We start from the raw sequence: 18,158 nt of genomic DNA, 5'->3' as shown, positions 1-18,158 counted from the left end.
TGCGAGTAAGTGATTGAAAATAGATTCAGTAGTGGGTATTAATAGCCGTGGCACAAGTTGTTATAGAAAACGTTTACAAAAGCTTTTCCGGTCGTCAAGGGGAAGTCGTCGCAGCGATCGCGCCTGAACCTCTGCTGACGCCAGTCGATGAGGGTTCGCTGGTTGTAGATGACAAACCTTCGTCTCCGTCTGGAGCAACAAATGTCTTGCGACGGATTAACCTGACGGTGCAAGATGGCGAGTTTATGGTGTTGGTAGGCCCTTCAGGCTGTGGCAAAAGTACCCTGTTGCGGCTGATTGCGGGACTGGAAGAATTAACGGGGGGCAATATCCGGGTGGGGGACACTCTCGTGAACGATTTGCCGCCAAAGGAACGAGACATCGCAATGGTGTTTCAAAACTATGCCCTCTATCCCCACATGACGGTGTATGACAACATTGCCTTTGGACTGCGGCGCACGGGGCACAAAGGCGCGGGGAAGCAGGAAAATGGGGGCGCAGAGGAGGGGAATGCTTCACTCAGTCCACAGTCCTCTTTGCCCATCTGGGCGGAAAATCTGTTGGTGGAAATGACGCGATCGCTTCCCAAGCATCTTCGCTACATACCCGAACGCGAGAAAGCGATTAACGAGCAGGTGCGGACAGTGGCTCAATTGTTGCAAATTGAGCCGCTCCTAAACAGGTTGCCAAAACAACTATCAGGAGGGCAAAAGCAGCGAGTCGCATTGGGACGAGCGATCGCGCGCAATCCTCAAGTATTTTTGATGGATGAACCACTTTCAAACTTAGATGCCAAACTTCGGGCAGAAACTCGCGCCCAAATTGTTAAGTTGCAGCGACAGCTTGGCACAACAACCATTTACGTTACTCACGACCAAACAGAAGCGATGACGATGGGCGATCGCATCGCGGTGATGAATCACGGAAAAATCCAGCAAATCGCTGCACCGTTGGAACTTTACAACCAGCCAGCCAACCGCTTCGTGGCAGAATTCATTGGTTCGCCGCCGATGAACTTTTTGCCGGTGCAAGTGAAAGCACCTCTCCTCATTACCCATTCTCAATTTCGGCTCACTCTCCCCGATGTTTGGGCGTCAGCACTGCAAAAATACGACGGGCAATCCCTCACTTTAGGCATCCGTCCCGAACACTTGATCGTTGGCGTTCCCGCCCCCAAAAATCTCCAAGTGCGAGTAGATTTGGTGGAAGCACTAGGCAACGAAACTTATTTATCTGCCACTCTCCTAGAGTCAGCGATCGCATATCCCTTACAGGTACGCATTCCACCAGACAAAGCGGTGCGAATTGGCGATCGCTTGTGGTTATCGCTGATGCCAGAGAAAATTCATTTCTTCGATCCACAGACTGGCATCGCAATTCCCTCGCGTTAGTTGGATTTTTGCGATTTAGCAAGACTTTTTTCGGCAATAAGCTGTTGGGTACTATTCGCTCATCTACCACTTACCAAAAGAGCATCTTCCCCCGCTATAGGCATAAACTCAGAAAATAATTTTTACCCCTAACAACCGAACTCATTCAATCCAAAATCCAAAATTCACATAACCCCATGACAACTCTCAACGCCCGCAATTTATCTCTAGATGATGTTCATCGTCTTTTAAACTTTCAGGAGCAGTACAATGGTTCTTTCACACCGTTGTTATCTTTAGAACCTCTAACAGAATTTGAACAGCAAGAACTATTACAAATTTGGGATGACTTTCGCCACTATTTAACAGCAGGAAAAGTGCTGGAAGGACAGGTAAAGCTTCTTACCGTTGCTCCGTTACTGCGATTAGCTGGCTTTTACCGCTACCCTATCCACATTAGCTTGGAAGAGGGTATCGCAGATATCAATATCACAGATGAAGACACCATCATTACAGGACGGTTGGATATTTTAGCCGTCAAGAAAACTCACCAGACAACAGCTAACGTATCTTTTTGGGTTTTGGTCATTGAAGCTAAAAACAGTCAGGTTGAAGCTTTCACGGGTCTTCCTCAACTCCTTACCTATGCCCATAAAAGTTTAGAACATCAAACATCCGTTTGGGGACTAACGACAAACGGGCTGCGATATCAATTAGTGTATATTCAGCAGGGAAATCCCCCGACTTATCTGCTAATGCCAGAGTTGAACTTGATTGATTCTGAGCGTTTAACCCAATTACTACAAGTTCTCAAAGCTATCTGTAAAGTCATAGGCTAGTCAGTAGTTATCTGAGCTATGGCAGCACGCTCGCGTATTCTTTCAATTAACTTTAGAAAGCGGCTTCCATCTTTACACTGGCTGTTTTTGTAAACTTCCTATCACTTCTAATAGTTCGCTAGGTTTGTCAATCAAAAAATCTGGGTGATGTTTGGCTAAAACTTCTTTTGAATTAAAACCCCAACTAACTGAAATTACTTTTATCCGGCTTTTTCTTGCCGCTTCGATATCTCTTGTTTCATCTCCAACATAAACCATCTCATTAATTTGCATATCTTGTTTTTTAGAAAAACTATTAATTACTTTGTGTTTTCCAAAAATCGTTGGGGCTGAATAAATAAAATCAAATAAGTCTATAAAATCATTCTGCTTCAAAAAAATCGAAACATTTTCCTTGGAATTAGATGTTATAATCCCTAATCGGTACCCCAAATTTTTCAACTCTGTAAAAGTTTCTTTAATACCTGGAAAAGGTTTTAAATCTTGAACCTGATTATGTAATCTTGTTCTAACTTTCCTAAGTAGAAAGGGTAACTTAAAGATAGAAACCCCGGAAAATTTAATAATTTGGCTAGAACTTAAATTTTTAATCTTTTCGATATCTTCTAGACTGACTGGCTGATGCCCGAATTCTACGGCTAAACGATTAGTAATATTCACGACGGCATCAAGGCTATCAGCAATTGTGCCATCGAAATCAAAAATTATGACTTTTACGGTCATTGTTTTGGGTGTATCTCAACTTGGGCTGAATTTTGTCTTGTGTAGTGCCTAGTTGCTGGCGCTATGTCATACGTCGAGTGGTGCTTTTGCTTCCAAATTTGCCCTAGCATTGCGCCGCAACATCTCCGGTTTTATCCGCCGCAGCGCTGAGGCGGGAAACCGACGATCCCACTCTTCATCGGAAATTTCCGCTAATTCGCTTAGAAGGGGAGCTACATTGCCAGAATACGGCTGAAAATCGGCAACATCCGTAGGCTGAGCAAAACGCTGATTCCAAGGGCAAACATCTTGGCAGATATCGCAACCAGCAACCCAGCCTTGCAGAGGAGATGCGATCGCTGCCACTCCGTCCTGCTTCGCTAACGGTTTCGCTTCGCTTAGCGCGTCTGGTAACTTTTCAGCCCGATTCTCAATTGTGTGGTAAGCGATGCACCGATTAGCGTCTATGACAAAGGGCTGGGTAATTGCACCCGTGGGACAAGCATCGATACAACGAGTGCAAGTGCCACAGTGTTCAGTATGGGGCAAGTCAGGCGTTAAGTCGAGGTTGGTCAATACTTCCCCTAAAAATACCCAAGAACCATACTCGCGCGTAATGACATTTCCATTCTTGGCAATCCAACCAATTCCAGCTTGCTGTGCCCAAACTTTATCTTGCACGGGGCCAGTATCAGCATAGTAACGCGCAGAGATGCCTTCTCCCTGCTCTTGCAGCCAAGTGGTGAGTGCTTTCAGCTTTTTATGCAGGATCTTGTGATAATCCCTTCCCCAGCCATAGCGGGAGATTTTGGCGTATTCCTTACCTTCGGGACGCTGGTGAGGCGTGTAATAGTTGAGGGCCACACAAATCAGCGATCGTACTTCTGGCATGACTAGATGGATATCTTGCCGCTTAGGATTCGCCATCCATTCCATGTCCGCCTGATAGCCTTGTGCCAGCCATGCCTGCAACCGCTGTACTTCCATCTCTGAGCTATCTACAGCCGCGATTCCTGCCTTGTGGAATCCCAACTCCAAGGCTTTTTGCTTCACTTCGCGACTACTGATGGGTACTTTCACAAGGTTTGATGGCGATCGCATCTGACTCGAATCATTATAGTTTCTCGGATTTCGGTTTTGCATCTATGTCGCTGCGCTTGCAAGCGCAGCGACATAGATGCAAAACCAGGAAAGTTCTGAACAATCCCTCCATAAGCGCAGGTGTGAACCTGGTGTTTTGTTTAATACTGATCGGTGTGGTTTGTAGGAAATGCCATGACACCAGCTGACGATCTACTTTTAACTTCCGAATCTGAATCCACTACCGAGCTGACAATTGCAGGAATAACAGAGCCTGTCGTGCTGCGCTATTTTGAAACGATGAATGCAGGCGACTTTGAGGCAACTGCTGCTTTGTTTGCAGAGGATGGGGAAATGAATCCCCCATTTGAGTCGCCGATTGTGGGACATGATGCGATCGCATCTTACCTGCAAGCAGAAGCCAAGGGCATGACTCTCTCCCCCCGTGAAGGAATTTCCGAAACCCTAGAAGACGGCAACACGCAGATTCAGGTTAGCGGTAAGGTACAAACTCCCGTTTTTGGCGTCAATGTCTCCTGGATATTTATCCTCAATCCACACCGTCAAATTATTTTTACCCGGATCAAACTATTAGCATCTCCCCAAGAGTTACTGAACTTACGCCGTTGATTACGCGCTTCGATAAGGATTTTTACCTCGATCCCAGGCTAAGCCTGGGATCGAGTCATTTTATAAGTCAACTCTTCTTTGTGAAACTTATAAATTTCCTGTAAAACGATCGCTATTCGCTTTACTTTTTTTAACAAAAAGAGGCGATGCCACTCCATTGACCCGGCTCGCCTAGATCGATGTGCTGGTTCCTATTAAAAAACCTCAGGCTATCCAGCTCATGAGGTCAGAAAATACCCGGTTAAAAGCTCTCTTTGGTTCCTAATTATGTCTATTTTTTGGGCACCCTGATGGCATAAAAAACCATCAATCCCACGATGCTATGCTTTTGTCGCTTCTGGCAAACTCGCTTCTAACTTCAAACAGTTACGACCGTTTACTTGTAAGCGATACTCTACTCGATCCATTAACCTATTCATAATCAGCCACCCATAGCCGCTTTCCTGTTTATCATTCGGGGTAGGCGGGAGATAAGTTGATAAGTCAAATCCCTGACCGTGATCCCAAATTTCGAGAGCAATATCCCGATTTTTCAGCTCTAGGCGAATTAGCACGGGCAAATTTGGTTGCTCCTTATGAGCATGACGCACCACATTCGAGTATGCTTCCACCAAAGCCAATCGCAAGCGATTCGATTGACGAGGCCAATCCACCGAGTCGGTCAGTTCGACTTCCAAACATCCCAGTAGCCAGCTTTCAACAATTGTTAAAAACTTCAAATCACTTGGTATGTGCAGCTCCGTTTTCATGTACTTAAAGAACCTCCAGAGAGAGTATAGTTTGGTCGTCTTCCTGAACGTTATTGGTGTGTTCTCGAATCCGCGCGAGTAAGTTATTCAAATCGAAAGGTACTGGCTCAAGGCATACAAGTTTCCAAAGCCCATCTTGTGTCAGCATACTACTCGTACCTTCAAAGCTGCCAGTGTTAACTTCTGCCGTCGGCGCGATCTCCGAAGCAGTATGTCGAAGGCTACTTTCTTGGGTGACAGTCGCCTCGGTAATCCCGTCACTCGTCAGTAGCAGAATTTCACCTGAATTTAAGGTCAGTTGCCCCTGCTTAGCTTTCCAGATGGGTAAAATTCCCAAAGGGATGCCGCGAGTCTTGAGAAAATTTGGTTCCAGCGCCGAGTCTGAAGTAGGTGCCGCTCTTTGTTGCACGACTTCCCGATTAGACCAGACTAAGGGATAGATGTGACCGGCGTTGGCATATACCAGCTCTTGAGTGGCTGGGGTATAACGAGCCAGCACCATCGTGATAAAGCAGTTGGTGCTGACGAGATCGTTGGACATAATGCTGTTAAGATTCCGCATGACGACATCTGGCTCCGGAGAAATTTCCTGAGCGAGTTCCCGGCGCAGAATAGAAATTGCGCTTGCCATAAATAGAGCCGCTGGGACGCCTTTCCCAGAGACATCTCCCACTGCTAGCCAAACATCGCCTTGGGGATGGACGTACACTTCAAAAAAATCACCCCCCACTTCTCTAGCGGCGACGCAGCAGGCTTGCACCTGCATCCCTTCTACTTCAGGCCAACTTTGGCGGAGGAGGTTATTTTGAATTTGACGAGCAACTTCTAGTTCGGCACGCATTTGCTGAGCTTGCTGCTGCGTGCGCTGGTAGAGTTTCGCCTGAGAAAGCGCCAAAGCGGCTTGTTCGGCGACGCCTTCTATCAGCTGAACTTCGTCGGGTGCCCAGAGGCGATCGCTATTTTCTTGATAGAGGCAGAGAACCGCTAACACCTGCTGCTGGAAGATCAGCGGCACTCCTAACTGAGTGGAACGCCTTCCCTCTTGTTCGCCTTGGGCAAGTTGGATCTTACGACTTTCCAGGGCTGCTTGGAGTAAGGAGTCTGAGTCGTGTTCCGGTACTGGGGGTTCTGTATCCTCGCTCGGCTCATTTGGAGTTGGATAGAAAAAAATTTCGCTGGTCAAGCGATCGCTCTCTACGGGTCGCAGAACGCAATAACTCGCTTCAAAAGCTTGCCCAATGGTATTGGCAACGGTTTGCAGCATACTCTGGTAATCTAGCGACTCCCGAATTGCCGTTGTCACCGCATTCAAGAGTTCTTCTCGGCGCAAGGCGCGGCGCAGTTCGTTCGTCCTTTGCTTCAGCACGCGGTAAGTTTCCGCGGCTTGTTGAACCACTGCTTTTAAGTTCTCCGGGTTCCAGGGTTTGGTGATGTACTTGAACACCTGACCGGAGTTAATCGCATCGACTAAATCTTCGACATCCGTGTAGCCGGTTAGGAGAATCCGGATGGTGTCGGGAAAGCGCTCAACTGTTTTACTTAAAAATTCGGTTCCATTCATTTGGGGCATGCGCTGGTCAGAAATAATCACCGCCATTTCCCCTTCCGTGTCCAAAACTTGAATGGCGCTGAAGGCACTGTCGGCTTTGAAGACGCGAAAATCTCGCCGAAATGTCCGATAAAGTAAATCTAGGTTGTCATGCTCATCATCAACCACCATCAGTTTGAGTTTGCTCCCTTCTGCCTGACTCATCGGCACACTCCGCTTCCCGCTTAATTAGATCATCGACAGCTTGAGGGGATTTTCACTCCTCATCCCTTGCCTGCATATCGCATTCCCGGAGCAAAATCCGGTTCTCGCTTTTATTTCTCGTGATGCTGCTGATTGATGATTCGATAGAATAACAGCTTTGAGGGCATTCTGAGACGCCCATTGACTAAGGTTTGTTACTCGACCAACTGACTACGGGTTAAATACCGCTGCCAGGATATAGAGGCGAGCATAGCTGCCAGGTTGTGGCAGCTACAGAGGGTTCACCGATGTCAAGCCAAGCAGAAGTCAACTCATACCGAGCGCCCGATCCTCCACAAGCAAAGGTATTTATCCGACTAAGCCAGAGCGTAGAGCACGCACCGCCGCTTGGGTGCGGTCATCGGCACACAGCTTGTTCAAAATATTCCGGACGTGGGTTTTGACCGTTCCGACAGTGATGTAGAGCTTTTCCGCGATCGCGGCATTGCTGCACCCTTCAACAATCAGCTGCAAAACTTCTAATTCCCGTTCCGTTAGCGGATAAGCTTCAATTAGCTGGCTGTATTCCGGTTCGGTGGCATTGATAATCACCGTTTTGGATATGGCTGCTTGATCCAATCCTGTCTGACTAGATCGAGTTTGCTGTAAGACAATCCGGGCGATCGCTGGGTCGATCCAGCCGTTGCCTTCGTGCGTCACTTGCAGCGCTTCGAGCAACTTATCAAAACTAATGTTTTTCATGCAGTAGGAATCTGCACCTGCTGCAAATGCCGCCAATACCGCTTCTTCGTCATCTTGTAAAGTCAACACCAGTATCTTGGTATGACCCCCATCCTCCGAAGCCGCCTGCCATTCCCTAAACGTCCTCGTCAATTCAATTCCGTCCATATCGGGCAGGCCAATATCGACAATCGCCACATCTGGCTTGGTCGTTTCCAGTAATTTCAGACCTTCAGTGGCATTGGCGGCTTCACCTACAAATTCAATTTCCCCGCGCTGTTGCAGCGCTGTCCGGATGCCGACCCTAGTCAGGTCGTGGTCTTCAATTAAAGCGACGCGAATTTGACTCATCTTCTCTTCCACACTTTGCAATTCTATGGACTTTCTAAAAATAAAGATTTCCTAAAGAGTTTGCAGTCGTCAATCTACTGCCATTCTTTGCGTGTTCTAGTATTAGTAATTTATACCCTCCTCATCTGTTTGAGGTGATATTTTTACTGGCGGGGACATGGCAAACCTAACCATAAACCAAAGCTTGAGCGCGGCAGTTTTTTAAAGGGGACAGTTTGGCAATTGGTCAATTTTAGTACGAGTGTACGATCGATAACTGCAACAAACCACTAACCATCTGGATTTTACCTTTCTGCTGGAGCGCACAAGGCGGTTTCTCTGGTTGAGTCAGGTGGCTGAACTGGGAAAATGCCTTGCTCAACATCACCAGACGTGGCAGACATCAGAATCTCAGATTTTTACTTGCCAATGGCAGCACGAGCAGCCCAGAGTTCAACTACCGCTGGTATGAGTATACCGGGTTGGCAGCATGAGAATCATCCGGGCTGGAGAATTCTTTAAAGGAATCTCTTTGCCAAACCATCTAGAGCCGAAGCAGCGAGCATAGATAGCTCGTTCAGTTACACCCCGATCCCAGGACTGTACCTGTTACAGAACCGGATTGTGTCGGCTTTGGACTTGGCAAGTTGGGCGATCGCTTTCTCCATCAGTAGCCACTCACTCGTTATCAGCCACCATCTACACTTTCACTGGGACAGCACCCAAGTTCGTTAAGCTAAAAGCTTAAGCTAAAAGTCAAAGCTTGCAATGGCTCCTTCTGGAACTCAATACCTACACCTTCTTTGGTCCGATCTTCCCGTGCGTCGGCGAGGTGCCCTGATCATCGCCATCCCGATCATGTGTCTTTTAACGTCGGTGGTGGTATTTGCTGGGCTGCAACGCAGTACTGCAACGGCGCAAAATTATGTTGACAAAACGCAGAAGGTGCTATTACAAGCCAATCGCTTGCTCACAGCGATAGTGGATGCCGAAACAGGGGTTCGGGGTTATGCCTTAACTTATCGCCCGGAATATCTAGAACCTTATAACGCAGCGATCGCAAGCATTCCTCAATTCCTCAAAGAACTGGATAATTCCGTCAAAGATAAGCCGCAACAGATGCAACGAGTCCAGCAGCTTCAAACGCTGGTACGGCAAAAAGTCAGCATAATGAACCAGAATGTGGCTCGGATAAAAGTCGTCAAGCAGGGAAATGCTGGCAGTTTCCGATTGGAGCCTCAAGCCAAAACCACGATGGATGCCATTCGTCGGCAAATTGCCCTGTTCTCCGCCGAGGAAGCTCGTTTGCTTGACCAGCGCAGCCGAGACTTAAAGCATCAGCAGCGAATTACCATTGGCGTACTCAGCGCCACAGCAACACTCGGTCTTCTGGGATCGTTAGCAGCGGTGTATCTGTTCGATCAGCTCGACCGGGAACTGGCAGGACAACAAACGGGTTTGCGCGAAAGTAACATTCGCATCCGCGCCATTTTAGACAATGTGGTAGATGGGATTATCACTATCAACGATCAAGGTCATATTGAGTCTTTTAATCAAGCTGCTACCTTGATGTTTGGGTACGAACCCGCCGAAGCGATTGGCAAAAACCTGAAACTCTTGGTGGCGCAGCCCTTCAGCGGTGATAGCATCCAGGCGCTCAACCACTTTGTGGGCAACAACCCAGTCAAAATGCGGCAACTGCAAGAAACGGTAGGACGCCGCAAGAATGGCACCACGTTTCCAATGGAGTTAGCGTTTAGCGAGATACATTCTTACAATCAGCGCTTGCTGATTGGGATTATGCGGGACATTACGGATCGCCAGCAAGCTGAGGAAATGCTGCGAAAACAAGCGACATTGCTGGATCTGGCAAATGACGCGATTTTAGTGCGCGATCGCGACGATCGGATTACTTATTGGAATCTGGGGGCAGAACGGCTGTACGGTTGGACAAAGAAAGAAGCCCTCGGTCAATACGCCCACGAACTCTTGAGAACCGAATTTCCCCCCAATATCGAAGAAATCGACGAAATGTTTCTTCACGACGGTTACTGGAAAGGCGAACTGCTCGACACCAAGCGCGATGGTACGCAGATTCGGGTTTCTAGCCGATGGACATTGCAGACAGACGATGAGGGCGAACCCTTAGCGACCCTGGAAATCAACAGCGACATCACCGAACGCAAACAAGCAGAAGAAGATTTGCGATCGCGTGCAGGGGAATTAGCCCGCCTAAGCGCCATCCTTGCCCAAACCAATATTGCTCTAGAGAAACGCAACCAAGAACTCGATCAGTTTGCCTATATTGTCTCCCACGACCTCAAAGCACCGCTGAGAGCGATCGCTAATCTCTCCACTTGGATTGAAGAAGACATCTCCGACCACCTGACTGAAGAAACTAGGCACAATTTAGACTTAATGCGATCGCGCGTCCATCGTATGGAAGCGCTGATCAATGGCGTCCTTCAATATTCCCGCGTTGGGCGCATAAAGGCGTCTGTGGAATGGGTGGATGTGGAAAAACTTCTCGCAGAGGTCATTGACACCCTCGCACCGCCACCGGCTTTTACCATCGCCGTAAACCCTGGAATGCCTACCCTACGCACCGAACGCTTGCCCCTACAACAGGTGTTTGCCAATCTGATTAGCAACGCGATTAAACACAACTCCCAAGCAGAGGGACAAGTGACAATATCGGTTCAAGACCAAAGCAACTTTTATGAGTTTGCCGTGGCAGATAACGGGCCAGGAATTGCCCCCGAATATCACGAGAAGGTTTTTGCCATCTTTGAGACTTTACAAGCTCGCGATATCGTCGAAAACACGGGCATCGGTCTAACCCTGGTCAAAAAAATCGTTGAAACCCAAGGAGGAACCATCTGGGTAGAATCTCAAGCAGGCAAAGGAGCAACCTTTCGCTTTACCTGGTCGAAATCGGTTCTGAGTACCTAAACTCATCTCAGGCACCCGTCTTAAGCTGGCGGTTGAAAGCGCGTCTAAACATCCCAGAGGCGTTCAATCTTCTCCCCTCTCCGTGAAGGTCGAGGGGCTGGGGGTGAGGTTCCTTCTTGCACTCAAGAGAGAACTGCGATAAACAAAACCATCCTTGCTTAGGCGTACAAAAGTACCAATTCAAAAACTTTTGGTCTGCATCTAATGCGAGTTTTAAATCTTCGATTGGTACTAAAACTTACTTTTTTACTTTCGTTAAAACTTAAACTTTTTTTTAAATTCAAGCCTTTAGTAAGGATTCCTTAATCTAGATTCGATAGAGTAACGGTGCAAATTGTAGATGCCGAATCTCTATAATCGTCCCTATGGCTGATGCTACGTCAGGGTTGATTCTACTAAAAAGCAACTACAAAAACTCTAGCGCGAATTAACAAGCCAGGGCGAGGCTAACGCCTCGCTCCGAAGACACGCGATCGCAGCTCCAACTCAATTGCGCGGACTTTCTGGAGCGAGTTCTATAATACTGGATGCAATCCGACTGAACACAGCGGAAAACCCTAGGCAATCGATCACCTTCCTAGTGGTTGATGCCTGAGAAAGTGGTTTTATGGCAATTTGTGTTTAGAAGGATGAAACTTTTGCCAGGGGTAGGCTTCCAGGTAATGCGTTACGGTATCGCTCTATTAGCGGTGACACTAGCACTGCTAATTAAACTGATTCTAAACATTCTAACTGGTGGAAAAGAAACTCCTTTTCTAATACTTTTTGCTGCCATATTGGTGGGCATCTGGTACGGTGGCACGAAACTCGGTCTGTGGAGCGCTGTTTTAGCGGCTTTCGCCAATGTAAAAAAGTACCCAGAGGCGGGAAGCCCAAGCGAAAATTCCGTTTTGGAAACGAGGCTGAGTAGTGCTGTTAGCAATTATCCTCAGATGTCTCTAAAAACGCCAGACCGAAGCCGCGATCGCTCCTGGGAGGAAATGCTCAGCGATCGCGGCTTCTTACAGCCAACTCCAACGGCATCGGGAGATGAACTGCAAAAACTCAACTTCCATCTAGAAAACTCACCCTTAGCACTCATTGAGTGGGACAGCAACTTTCGAGTGGCGAGGTGGTCGCGGGAAGCTGAAGCGCTCTTCGGATGGCGAAGCGCCGAAGTAACGGGTAAACATCCTCAGGAATGGCAATTTATCTACGCCGAAGATGTAGCAGCAGTCAATGATGAGATCGGACGGTTGCTCAAAGGCAGCGAAGGGCGCAGCGTGTCCCAAAACCGTAACTATACAAAAGATGGCTCGATTGTCTACTGCGAGTGGTACAACTCTGCTTTGCTAGATGAATCGGGTCGCTTGATGTCAGTGTTATCTTTGGTTCTGGATGTTACCAGTCGGCAGCAAACGCAAGCAGCGCTACATACGAGCGAGGAGCGACTGCGATTGTCCCTGGAGGCAGGACGGATGGGGATCTGGGACTGGAATATCCTTACTGGCGAGCTGACGTGGTCAGAGACTCTAGAACGCATGCACGGTTTACTTCCCGGAACTTTTGCCGGTACGTTTGCTGCCTTCCTAGAAGTAGTGCATCCAGAGGATTGGGATTCCTTGAAAAAGGCGATCGCTCAGTCAGTCGAGCAGAAGACTGATTTTGAGCTTGAATTTCGCATCGTTTGGCCTGACAGTAGCATCCACTGGATCTCTGGAAAAGGTCAGGTTTTGTGCGACGAAACCGGCAAGGCAGTACGCACGATTGGGGTGGGTACGGACATCAGCGAAAGCCATCGGCACGCTACGCTACGCCAGCGAATTAACGAACAACAGCACTTTTTGGGTGAAGCGACGACCCTCCTGACTAGCTCCCTTGACTATCAAACTACCTTAGAAACCCTGGCTCATCTAGCAGTTCCCCAGCTAGCTGACTGGTGTTCTATCGATATGCTCGACGAAAATCAAACAATTCGCCGACTGGCGGTTGTCCATCAAGACCCATCGAAGGTCGATTGGGCTTACCAATTGCAGGAGCGCTACCCGCCCGATCCCGATGAAGCTTATGGTCTCCCCAACGTTTTACGCACGGGTCAGGCGGAGTTATACGCGGAGGTTCCCGACTCCCTCCTGGTAGAGGCGGCTCGCGATCCCGAACACCTAGAAATCTTGAGACAGATAGGCTTTACATCGGCAATGGTGGTGCCCCTGGTAGCTCGCGGACGCACCTTGGGGGCAATTACCTTTACCTCAGCCGAGTCGGGTCGTCGCTACGGTCAAGCTGACCTGACCTTTGCCTGCGAACTTGCCCGTCGCGCCGCTTTAGCTGTTGACAACGCGGGTCTGTTTAAAACGCTGCAACAAGAACTCGCAGAGCGTCAGCGAACGGAGGCGGCATTGCGGGAGAGCGAAGAACGCTTCCGCACGATGGCAGATAGTGCCCCCGTCTTGTTATGGGTGGCAGATCGGGATGGGCGGTGTCATTTCTTCAATCAGCGTTGGCTGAGCTTCCGAGGGCGAACCTTGGAGGAAGAACTCGACAAAGGTTGGGCAGAAGGCGTGCATCCAGAGGATTTGCCGCGCTGTTTGGATACTTATCGGGCGGCTTCTCATGTCCAAAAAAATTTCCAAATGGAGTACCGTCTATTGCGGGCAGATGGGCAGTATCGCTGGGTTTTAGATACCGGAACGCCACGATTTTTGGCGGATGGAAGTTTTGCGGGTTATATTGGCTCGTGTATTGACATTACTGAGCGAAAATTTGCCGAAGAAGCTTTGCGCGATCGCGCGGCGGAATTAGCCCGTCTGAGTAACATCCTCACCAAAACTAACGCCGCTTTAGAAAAACGCAACGCCGAACTCGACCACTTCGCTTATATTGTTTCCCACGATCTCAAGGCACCTCTAAGAGCGATCGCTAACCTCTCCACTTGGATTGAAGAAGACCTACTCGACTTTCTAAATCCGGAAACCCAGCAGAATATGAATTTACTGCGGGGGCGCGTTCATCGGATGGAAGCTCTAATCAACGGTCTTTTGCAGTATTCTCGTGTGGGGCGGGTTAAGACCTTTGTGGATCTTGTGGACGTTGACACCTTACTGGCAGAAGTTATCAACACGCTTGCACCTCCACCCACGTTCGCTATCACCATCCAGCCCGGAATGCCTACCTTCCACACCGAGCGTTTGCCCTTAGAACAAGTGTTTGCAAATCTGCTCAGCAATTGCTTCAAACACCACCCTCGGTTGGATGGAAGCGCGACCATATCAGTACAAGATAAAGAGACATTCTATGAATTTGCCGTGGCAGATGATGGGTGTGGGATCGCTCCGGAATATCATGAAAAAATTTTTGTCATGTTTCAAACTCTAGAGGCACGAGATAAGGTAGAAAACACCGGCGTGGGACTCGCCATCGTTAAGAAAATCATCGAAAACAAAGGAGGAACCATTCGCCTGGAATCTCAAGTCAATCAAGGGTCAACTTTCTACTTTACCTGGCCCAAACAACCCAGTAGTAACAATTCGCTTTTTGTCTAGATATGGATATTACTAATAAAAAATGAATAAAAAAATAATAATCAATAGTTTTTTAAATCATGGTAGATAAGATGACAAACCTTTTGCTAGTTGATGACGACGAAGTTGATGTAATGACCGTAAAACGGGCATTCAAAAAAAATAATATTCAAAATCCCTTCTATGTCGCCAATAACGGGCTAGAAGCACTGGCTATGTTGCGGGGGACTGACGATTCAACAAAGGTTCCGCGAGAGCGGCGGCTGGTCTTACTCGACTTGAATATGCCCAAAATGGGTGGAATTGAATTTTTGCGTGAATTGCGGGCAGACCCAGAACTCAAAGCAATTCCAGTGATTGTACTAACGACTTCCAATGAAGATAAAGACAAGGTGGAAGCCTACAATCTCAATGTAGCGGGTTATATTGTCAAACCCGTAACATTTGCTAAATTCGTGGAGGTAGTGGCAACGCTCAATCAATATTGGATGCTTAGTGAAATGCCCTAATTTTGGAGAATGGGTAATGGATTGTAAGAGTGATGAGTGATGAGTGATGAATTACAAGAAAATTCTTTAATTCAAAACTTAAAATTTAAAACTCAAAGCTTTTTACGAATTCCGTCCTTGAATGGTTATGGAAGAAAAGTTAAAAATCCTGGTAGTCGATGATGATGAAGTAGACCGGATGGCGGTTCGCCGGTCGCTCAAAACGGCTGGCGTGCAAATGGAATTAGTAGAAACCAGCGACTGCCAAGGAGCGATCGCTACTTTACACAGCGACCATTTTGACTGTGTCTTCCTCGACTATCGCTTGCCTGACGGGGATGGACTCACCCTCGTTCAAAATATCCGCTCGTCTGGTTTTAAAATCCCCTTGGTCGTCTTGACGGGTCAGGGAGACGAACAAACTGCCGTCGAACTGATGAAAGCCGGAGCATCCGACTATATTTCTAAAGGCAAAGTTTCTCCAGAAAGTCTCTCTCGCAGCCTGCACAATGCGCTTCGCCTCTATCGAGCGGAAAGACAGGCATCAGAAGCCAACCAATTACTCAAAGAAAGCGAAGAACGCTATCGATTTGTTCTAGAGGGATCGAACGACGGAATTTGGGACTGGGATATCACCACCAACACAGTTTATTGGAATGACCGCTGTTTTGAAATCAGCGGCTTGTCCCGTGAAGAATTTGTCGGCAATTACCAGGCATTGTGCCAACTTTTGCATCCAGAAGATCGATACCGCATCGTCCAGAGCATCCGCGATCACCTGGAGCATCAAGTTGAATGTAATGTGGAATTTAAGCTGTTGCACGCTTCTGGGCATTATCGTTACTGCATTGCCAGAGGTAAAGCGCAGCGAGATGGGAACGGCAAGCCTTTCCGGATGTCTGGAATTATTAGCGATATTACAGAGCGTAAGCGGGCATTAGAAAACCAGCGATTTCTGGCAGAAGCGAGTGCTGTCCTTTCAGCTTCTCTAGATTACAAAACAACCCTGGAAAATCTGGCTCAATTGGCAGTACCCCACTTAGCCGACGTGTGCATAGTAGATATTCTGGCAGCGGACGGCTCAATTCATCGGATGGGGACGGCTTATGCAAACCCCTCTCCAGAGAAGTTGGTGCAGGAGGTGCTGCATCTGTTCCCCCCCGACCCGGATGGAGAACACCCCGCAAGCATTGTATTACGCACGGGCAAACCAAAATTTGCCGTTGAAATTGACGACGAAATGCTCGTAGCTGCGACCCGCAATGCCGAACATCTGCAAATCGTTCGGGAGCTGGGCTTTCAGTCTTACATGGTGGTGCCCCTGTTGGTGCGCGATCGCACGTTAGGGGCAATTTCCTTGGTGTCCACTCAAGAGAAACGCCGCTACGATGCGATGGACTTGGCTCTGGCAGAGGAACTTGCCCGTCGTGCTGCCTTATCGGTCGAAAATGGAAAATTATACCGAGAAGCGCAAGCGGCGACCGAGAACTTACGCAAGGCGATCATTATTCTGGGCGAACAACAGCAACAACTCCGGACACTCCAGCAGCTGACGAATTTACTAAACCAGCGCCTGAGTGACTTACCTGGTTTGTTACGGGTGATGGTTCAAGCGGTTTGCGATGCGATCGCGGGTGCCCAGTTTTGCTTTATCATGCTGCAAAACCCCCAGTGCAATCGCCTGGTCTTGACGGTGACGGCGGGAATCGGTACGGAAAAATTGCGCCTGGAAGATGGTTTTAGTTCGGGGGAAGGATTGCTTTCTCAGGTGTTTTTGACTGGGATTTCTCAGCTTATCGAAGGGGAACAAGCCGCTTTCCTCCACTCGACATCCGACACCGTAAAGCCCTCAGAGTTGCCAGCTTCACTTTATGTGGTGGCGATTGAGTCCGCGCAAGCGGGACGGTTGGGCGTGCTGGCAATCGGTAATTGGGAAAATTCTCATGCGTTTGACGAAGAAGACCGATATCTGCTGGCGGCGGTGGGAGAACAAGCCGCGATCGCGATTAATAATGCCCGTCTGATCAATGCTTTAGAAGAACGAGAGGAACGCTTAGCTTTACAAAACGAAATCCTGGCTCAGCAAAACAAAGAACTCGAAAATCTTTCCACGCAAATTCAACTTCAGAATCTGCAATTGATGGAAGCAGCACGGTTGAAATCGCAGTTTCTCGCCACCATGTCCCACGAACTGCGGACGCCAATGAATGCTGTGATCGGCTTTTCTCAACTGCTGTTGCGCCAGCGGCAAAATCAGCTTAGCCCGCAACAATTGGACATGGTGGATCGCATCCTCAGCAATGGGAAACACCTGCTAACGCTGATTAATGACATCCTTGACCTCTCAAAAATTGAAGCCGGAAGATTGGAACTCAAACTGGAAGAATTTAATCTGCCAGTGCTAGTGAGAACAACCGCAGAAGAATTGCGATCGCTTGCTTCAGAAAAGCATTTGGAGCTGCAAGTTGAGGCAAATTTACAAAACCCTCAGATATTGAATGATAGCGCTCGGCTGCGGCAGATTTTGGTAAATCTTCTCTCCAATGCGATTAAATTCACTGACACCGGAAGTGTGTGCATCAAAGTACAAGAAATTTCCCCGGATCAAGTGTTACTAAGCGTTCAAGATACCGGAATTGGAATTGCTGAGGAAAACTTAAAGCATATTTTTGAAGAATTTCGGCAAGTCGATCAGTCCCTCGCCAAAAAATATCCGGGTACGGGTTTAGGGCTTGCCATCACTCACTCATTAGTGCAATTAATGCATGGAAAAATATCAGTGGAAAGTCATTTAGGTCACGGATCTACCTTCAATGTAAAATTTCCCCGCCGAGTCAGTATTTAGCTTGTTTTCATCGAATCAGTTGTGTCGAGGCAGTTCTCAATCAAGGGTGCCCTACACCCTCACAATTCAAATAGAATTGCTCTACACTAGACCTCTTGCAAAAGTCGTCGCTGGGGTAATATGAGGTCTGAAATTATGCGCTCGCTCACCTGTCTTCTACGCTCACCCCGGGTAATTCATAAGTAAAACTAATGAAATAC

General features: G+C 48.0%; 12 protein-coding genes. 7 read left to right on the top strand and 5 right to left on the bottom strand.

Features of this window, described 5'->3' with window-relative positions; all coding sequences use genetic code 11:
- Positions 1-47: 47 nt before the first annotated feature.
- Together H6F52_RS06375 and H6F52_RS06370 are read left to right on the top strand one after the other, a co-directional pair.
- The gene (locus H6F52_RS06375; protein WP_190413596.1) at positions 48-1,391 is read left to right on the top strand and encodes an ATP-binding cassette domain-containing protein; all 1,344 of its coding nucleotides are present in this window, start codon (positions 48-50) and stop codon (positions 1,389-1,391) included.
- A gap of 176 nt (positions 1,392-1,567) precedes the next feature.
- Entirely contained in the window at positions 1,568-2,209 is a 642-nt protein-coding gene (locus H6F52_RS06370; RefSeq protein WP_190532930.1) for a restriction endonuclease subunit R, read from the top strand.
- 72 nt (positions 2,210-2,281) lie between these two features.
- Here the strand turns inward: H6F52_RS06370 and H6F52_RS06365 are convergent, their stop codons facing one another.
- Positions 2,282-2,932 carry an HAD-IA family hydrolase gene (locus H6F52_RS06365; protein WP_190413601.1) on the bottom strand — a complete coding sequence of 217 codons (651 nt, stop codon included), beginning with the start codon at positions 2,930-2,932 and terminating at the stop codon, positions 2,282-2,284.
- A 66-nt stretch (positions 2,933-2,998) separates the two neighbouring features.
- A complete protein-coding gene (gene queG, locus H6F52_RS06360) occupies positions 2,999-4,012 on the bottom strand; it encodes a tRNA epoxyqueuosine(34) reductase QueG (RefSeq protein ID WP_190533386.1) in 1,014 nt (337 codons plus the stop codon).
- A gap of 174 nt (positions 4,013-4,186) precedes the next feature.
- Between queG and H6F52_RS06355 the strand changes: the two genes are divergently transcribed.
- Positions 4,187-4,621, top strand: a complete 435-nt coding sequence (locus H6F52_RS06355; RefSeq protein WP_190532928.1) for a ketosteroid isomerase family protein — start codon at positions 4,187-4,189, stop codon at positions 4,619-4,621.
- 320 nt (positions 4,622-4,941) lie between these two features.
- Here H6F52_RS06355 and H6F52_RS06350 read toward each other — a convergent pair whose 3' ends face one another.
- The 3 genes from H6F52_RS06350 to H6F52_RS06340 all read right to left on the bottom strand — a co-directional run bounded on the left by H6F52_RS06350 (position 4,942) and on the right by H6F52_RS06340 (position 8,194).
- The gene (locus H6F52_RS06350) at positions 4,942-5,370 is read right to left on the bottom strand and encodes an anti-sigma regulatory factor (RefSeq protein WP_190413607.1); all 429 of its coding nucleotides are present in this window, start codon (positions 5,368-5,370) and stop codon (positions 4,942-4,944) included.
- A gap of 4 nt (positions 5,371-5,374) precedes the next feature.
- Entirely contained in the window at positions 5,375-7,123 is a 1,749-nt protein-coding gene (locus H6F52_RS06345) for a SpoIIE family protein phosphatase (protein ID WP_190532925.1), read from the bottom strand.
- 348 nt (positions 7,124-7,471) lie between these two features.
- The gene (locus H6F52_RS06340; RefSeq protein WP_190524996.1) at positions 7,472-8,194 is read right to left on the bottom strand and encodes a response regulator transcription factor; all 723 of its coding nucleotides are present in this window, start codon (positions 8,192-8,194) and stop codon (positions 7,472-7,474) included.
- Positions 8,195-8,941: 747 nt separating this feature from the next.
- On the opposite strand from H6F52_RS06340, the gene H6F52_RS06335 reads away from it, so the two are divergent.
- The 4 genes from H6F52_RS06335 to H6F52_RS06320 all read left to right on the top strand — a co-directional run bounded on the left by H6F52_RS06335 (position 8,942) and on the right by H6F52_RS06320 (position 17,958).
- Entirely contained in the window at positions 8,942-11,125 is a 2,184-nt protein-coding gene (locus H6F52_RS06335) for a PAS domain S-box protein (protein WP_190532922.1), read from the top strand.
- 629 nt (positions 11,126-11,754) lie between these two features.
- Positions 11,755-14,646, top strand: coding sequence for a PAS domain-containing protein (locus tag H6F52_RS06330; protein ID WP_190532919.1), 2,892 nt, complete (start codon positions 11,755-11,757; stop codon positions 14,644-14,646).
- A gap of 59 nt (positions 14,647-14,705) precedes the next feature.
- On the top strand, positions 14,706-15,134 hold the full coding sequence (locus H6F52_RS06325; RefSeq protein ID WP_190413616.1) for a response regulator: 429 nt from the start codon (positions 14,706-14,708) through the stop codon (positions 15,132-15,134).
- 127 nt (positions 15,135-15,261) lie between these two features.
- The gene (locus H6F52_RS06320) at positions 15,262-17,958 is read left to right on the top strand and encodes an ATP-binding protein (protein ID WP_190427568.1); all 2,697 of its coding nucleotides are present in this window, start codon (positions 15,262-15,264) and stop codon (positions 17,956-17,958) included.
- Positions 17,959-18,158 lie beyond the last annotated feature (200 nt).

It is taken from the genome of Coleofasciculus sp. FACHB-542 (assembly GCF_014695825.1).
Classification (GTDB): domain Bacteria; phylum Cyanobacteriota; class Cyanobacteriia; order Cyanobacteriales; family FACHB-T130; genus FACHB-T130.
The sequence above is the reverse complement of the archived record's forward strand: the minus strand, read 5'-3'. Positions and strand labels throughout refer to the sequence as shown.

Bases quoted from the DNA above. Each gene is read 5' to 3' on its own strand.
- H6F52_RS06340 (WP_190524996.1), bottom strand. From the start codon at position 8,194: ATGAGTCAAATTCGCGTCGCTTTAATTGAAGACCACGACCTGACTAGG.
- H6F52_RS06355 (WP_190532928.1), top strand. From the start codon at position 4,187: ATGACACCAGCTGACGATCTACTTTTAACTTCCGAATCTGAATCCACT.
- H6F52_RS06350 (WP_190413607.1), bottom strand. From the start codon at position 5,370: ATGAAAACGGAGCTGCACATACCAAGTGATTTGAAGTTTTTAACAATT.
- H6F52_RS06320 (WP_190427568.1), top strand. From the start codon at position 15,262: ATGGAAGAAAAGTTAAAAATCCTGGTAGTCGATGATGATGAAGTAGAC.
- H6F52_RS06345 (WP_190532925.1), bottom strand. From the start codon at position 7,123: ATGAGTCAGGCAGAAGGGAGCAAACTCAAACTGATGGTGGTTGATGAT.
- H6F52_RS06330 (WP_190532919.1), top strand. From the start codon at position 11,755: ATGAAACTTTTGCCAGGGGTAGGCTTCCAGGTAATGCGTTACGGTATC.
- H6F52_RS06335 (WP_190532922.1), top strand. From the start codon at position 8,942: ATGGCTCCTTCTGGAACTCAATACCTACACCTTCTTTGGTCCGATCTT.
- queG (WP_190533386.1), bottom strand. From the start codon at position 4,012: ATGCGATCGCCATCAAACCTTGTGAAAGTACCCATCAGTAGTCGCGAA.
- H6F52_RS06370 (WP_190532930.1), top strand. From the start codon at position 1,568: ATGACAACTCTCAACGCCCGCAATTTATCTCTAGATGATGTTCATCGT.
- H6F52_RS06365 (WP_190413601.1), bottom strand. From the start codon at position 2,932: ATGACCGTAAAAGTCATAATTTTTGATTTCGATGGCACAATTGCTGAT.
- H6F52_RS06325 (WP_190413616.1), top strand. From the start codon at position 14,706: ATGGTAGATAAGATGACAAACCTTTTGCTAGTTGATGACGACGAAGTT.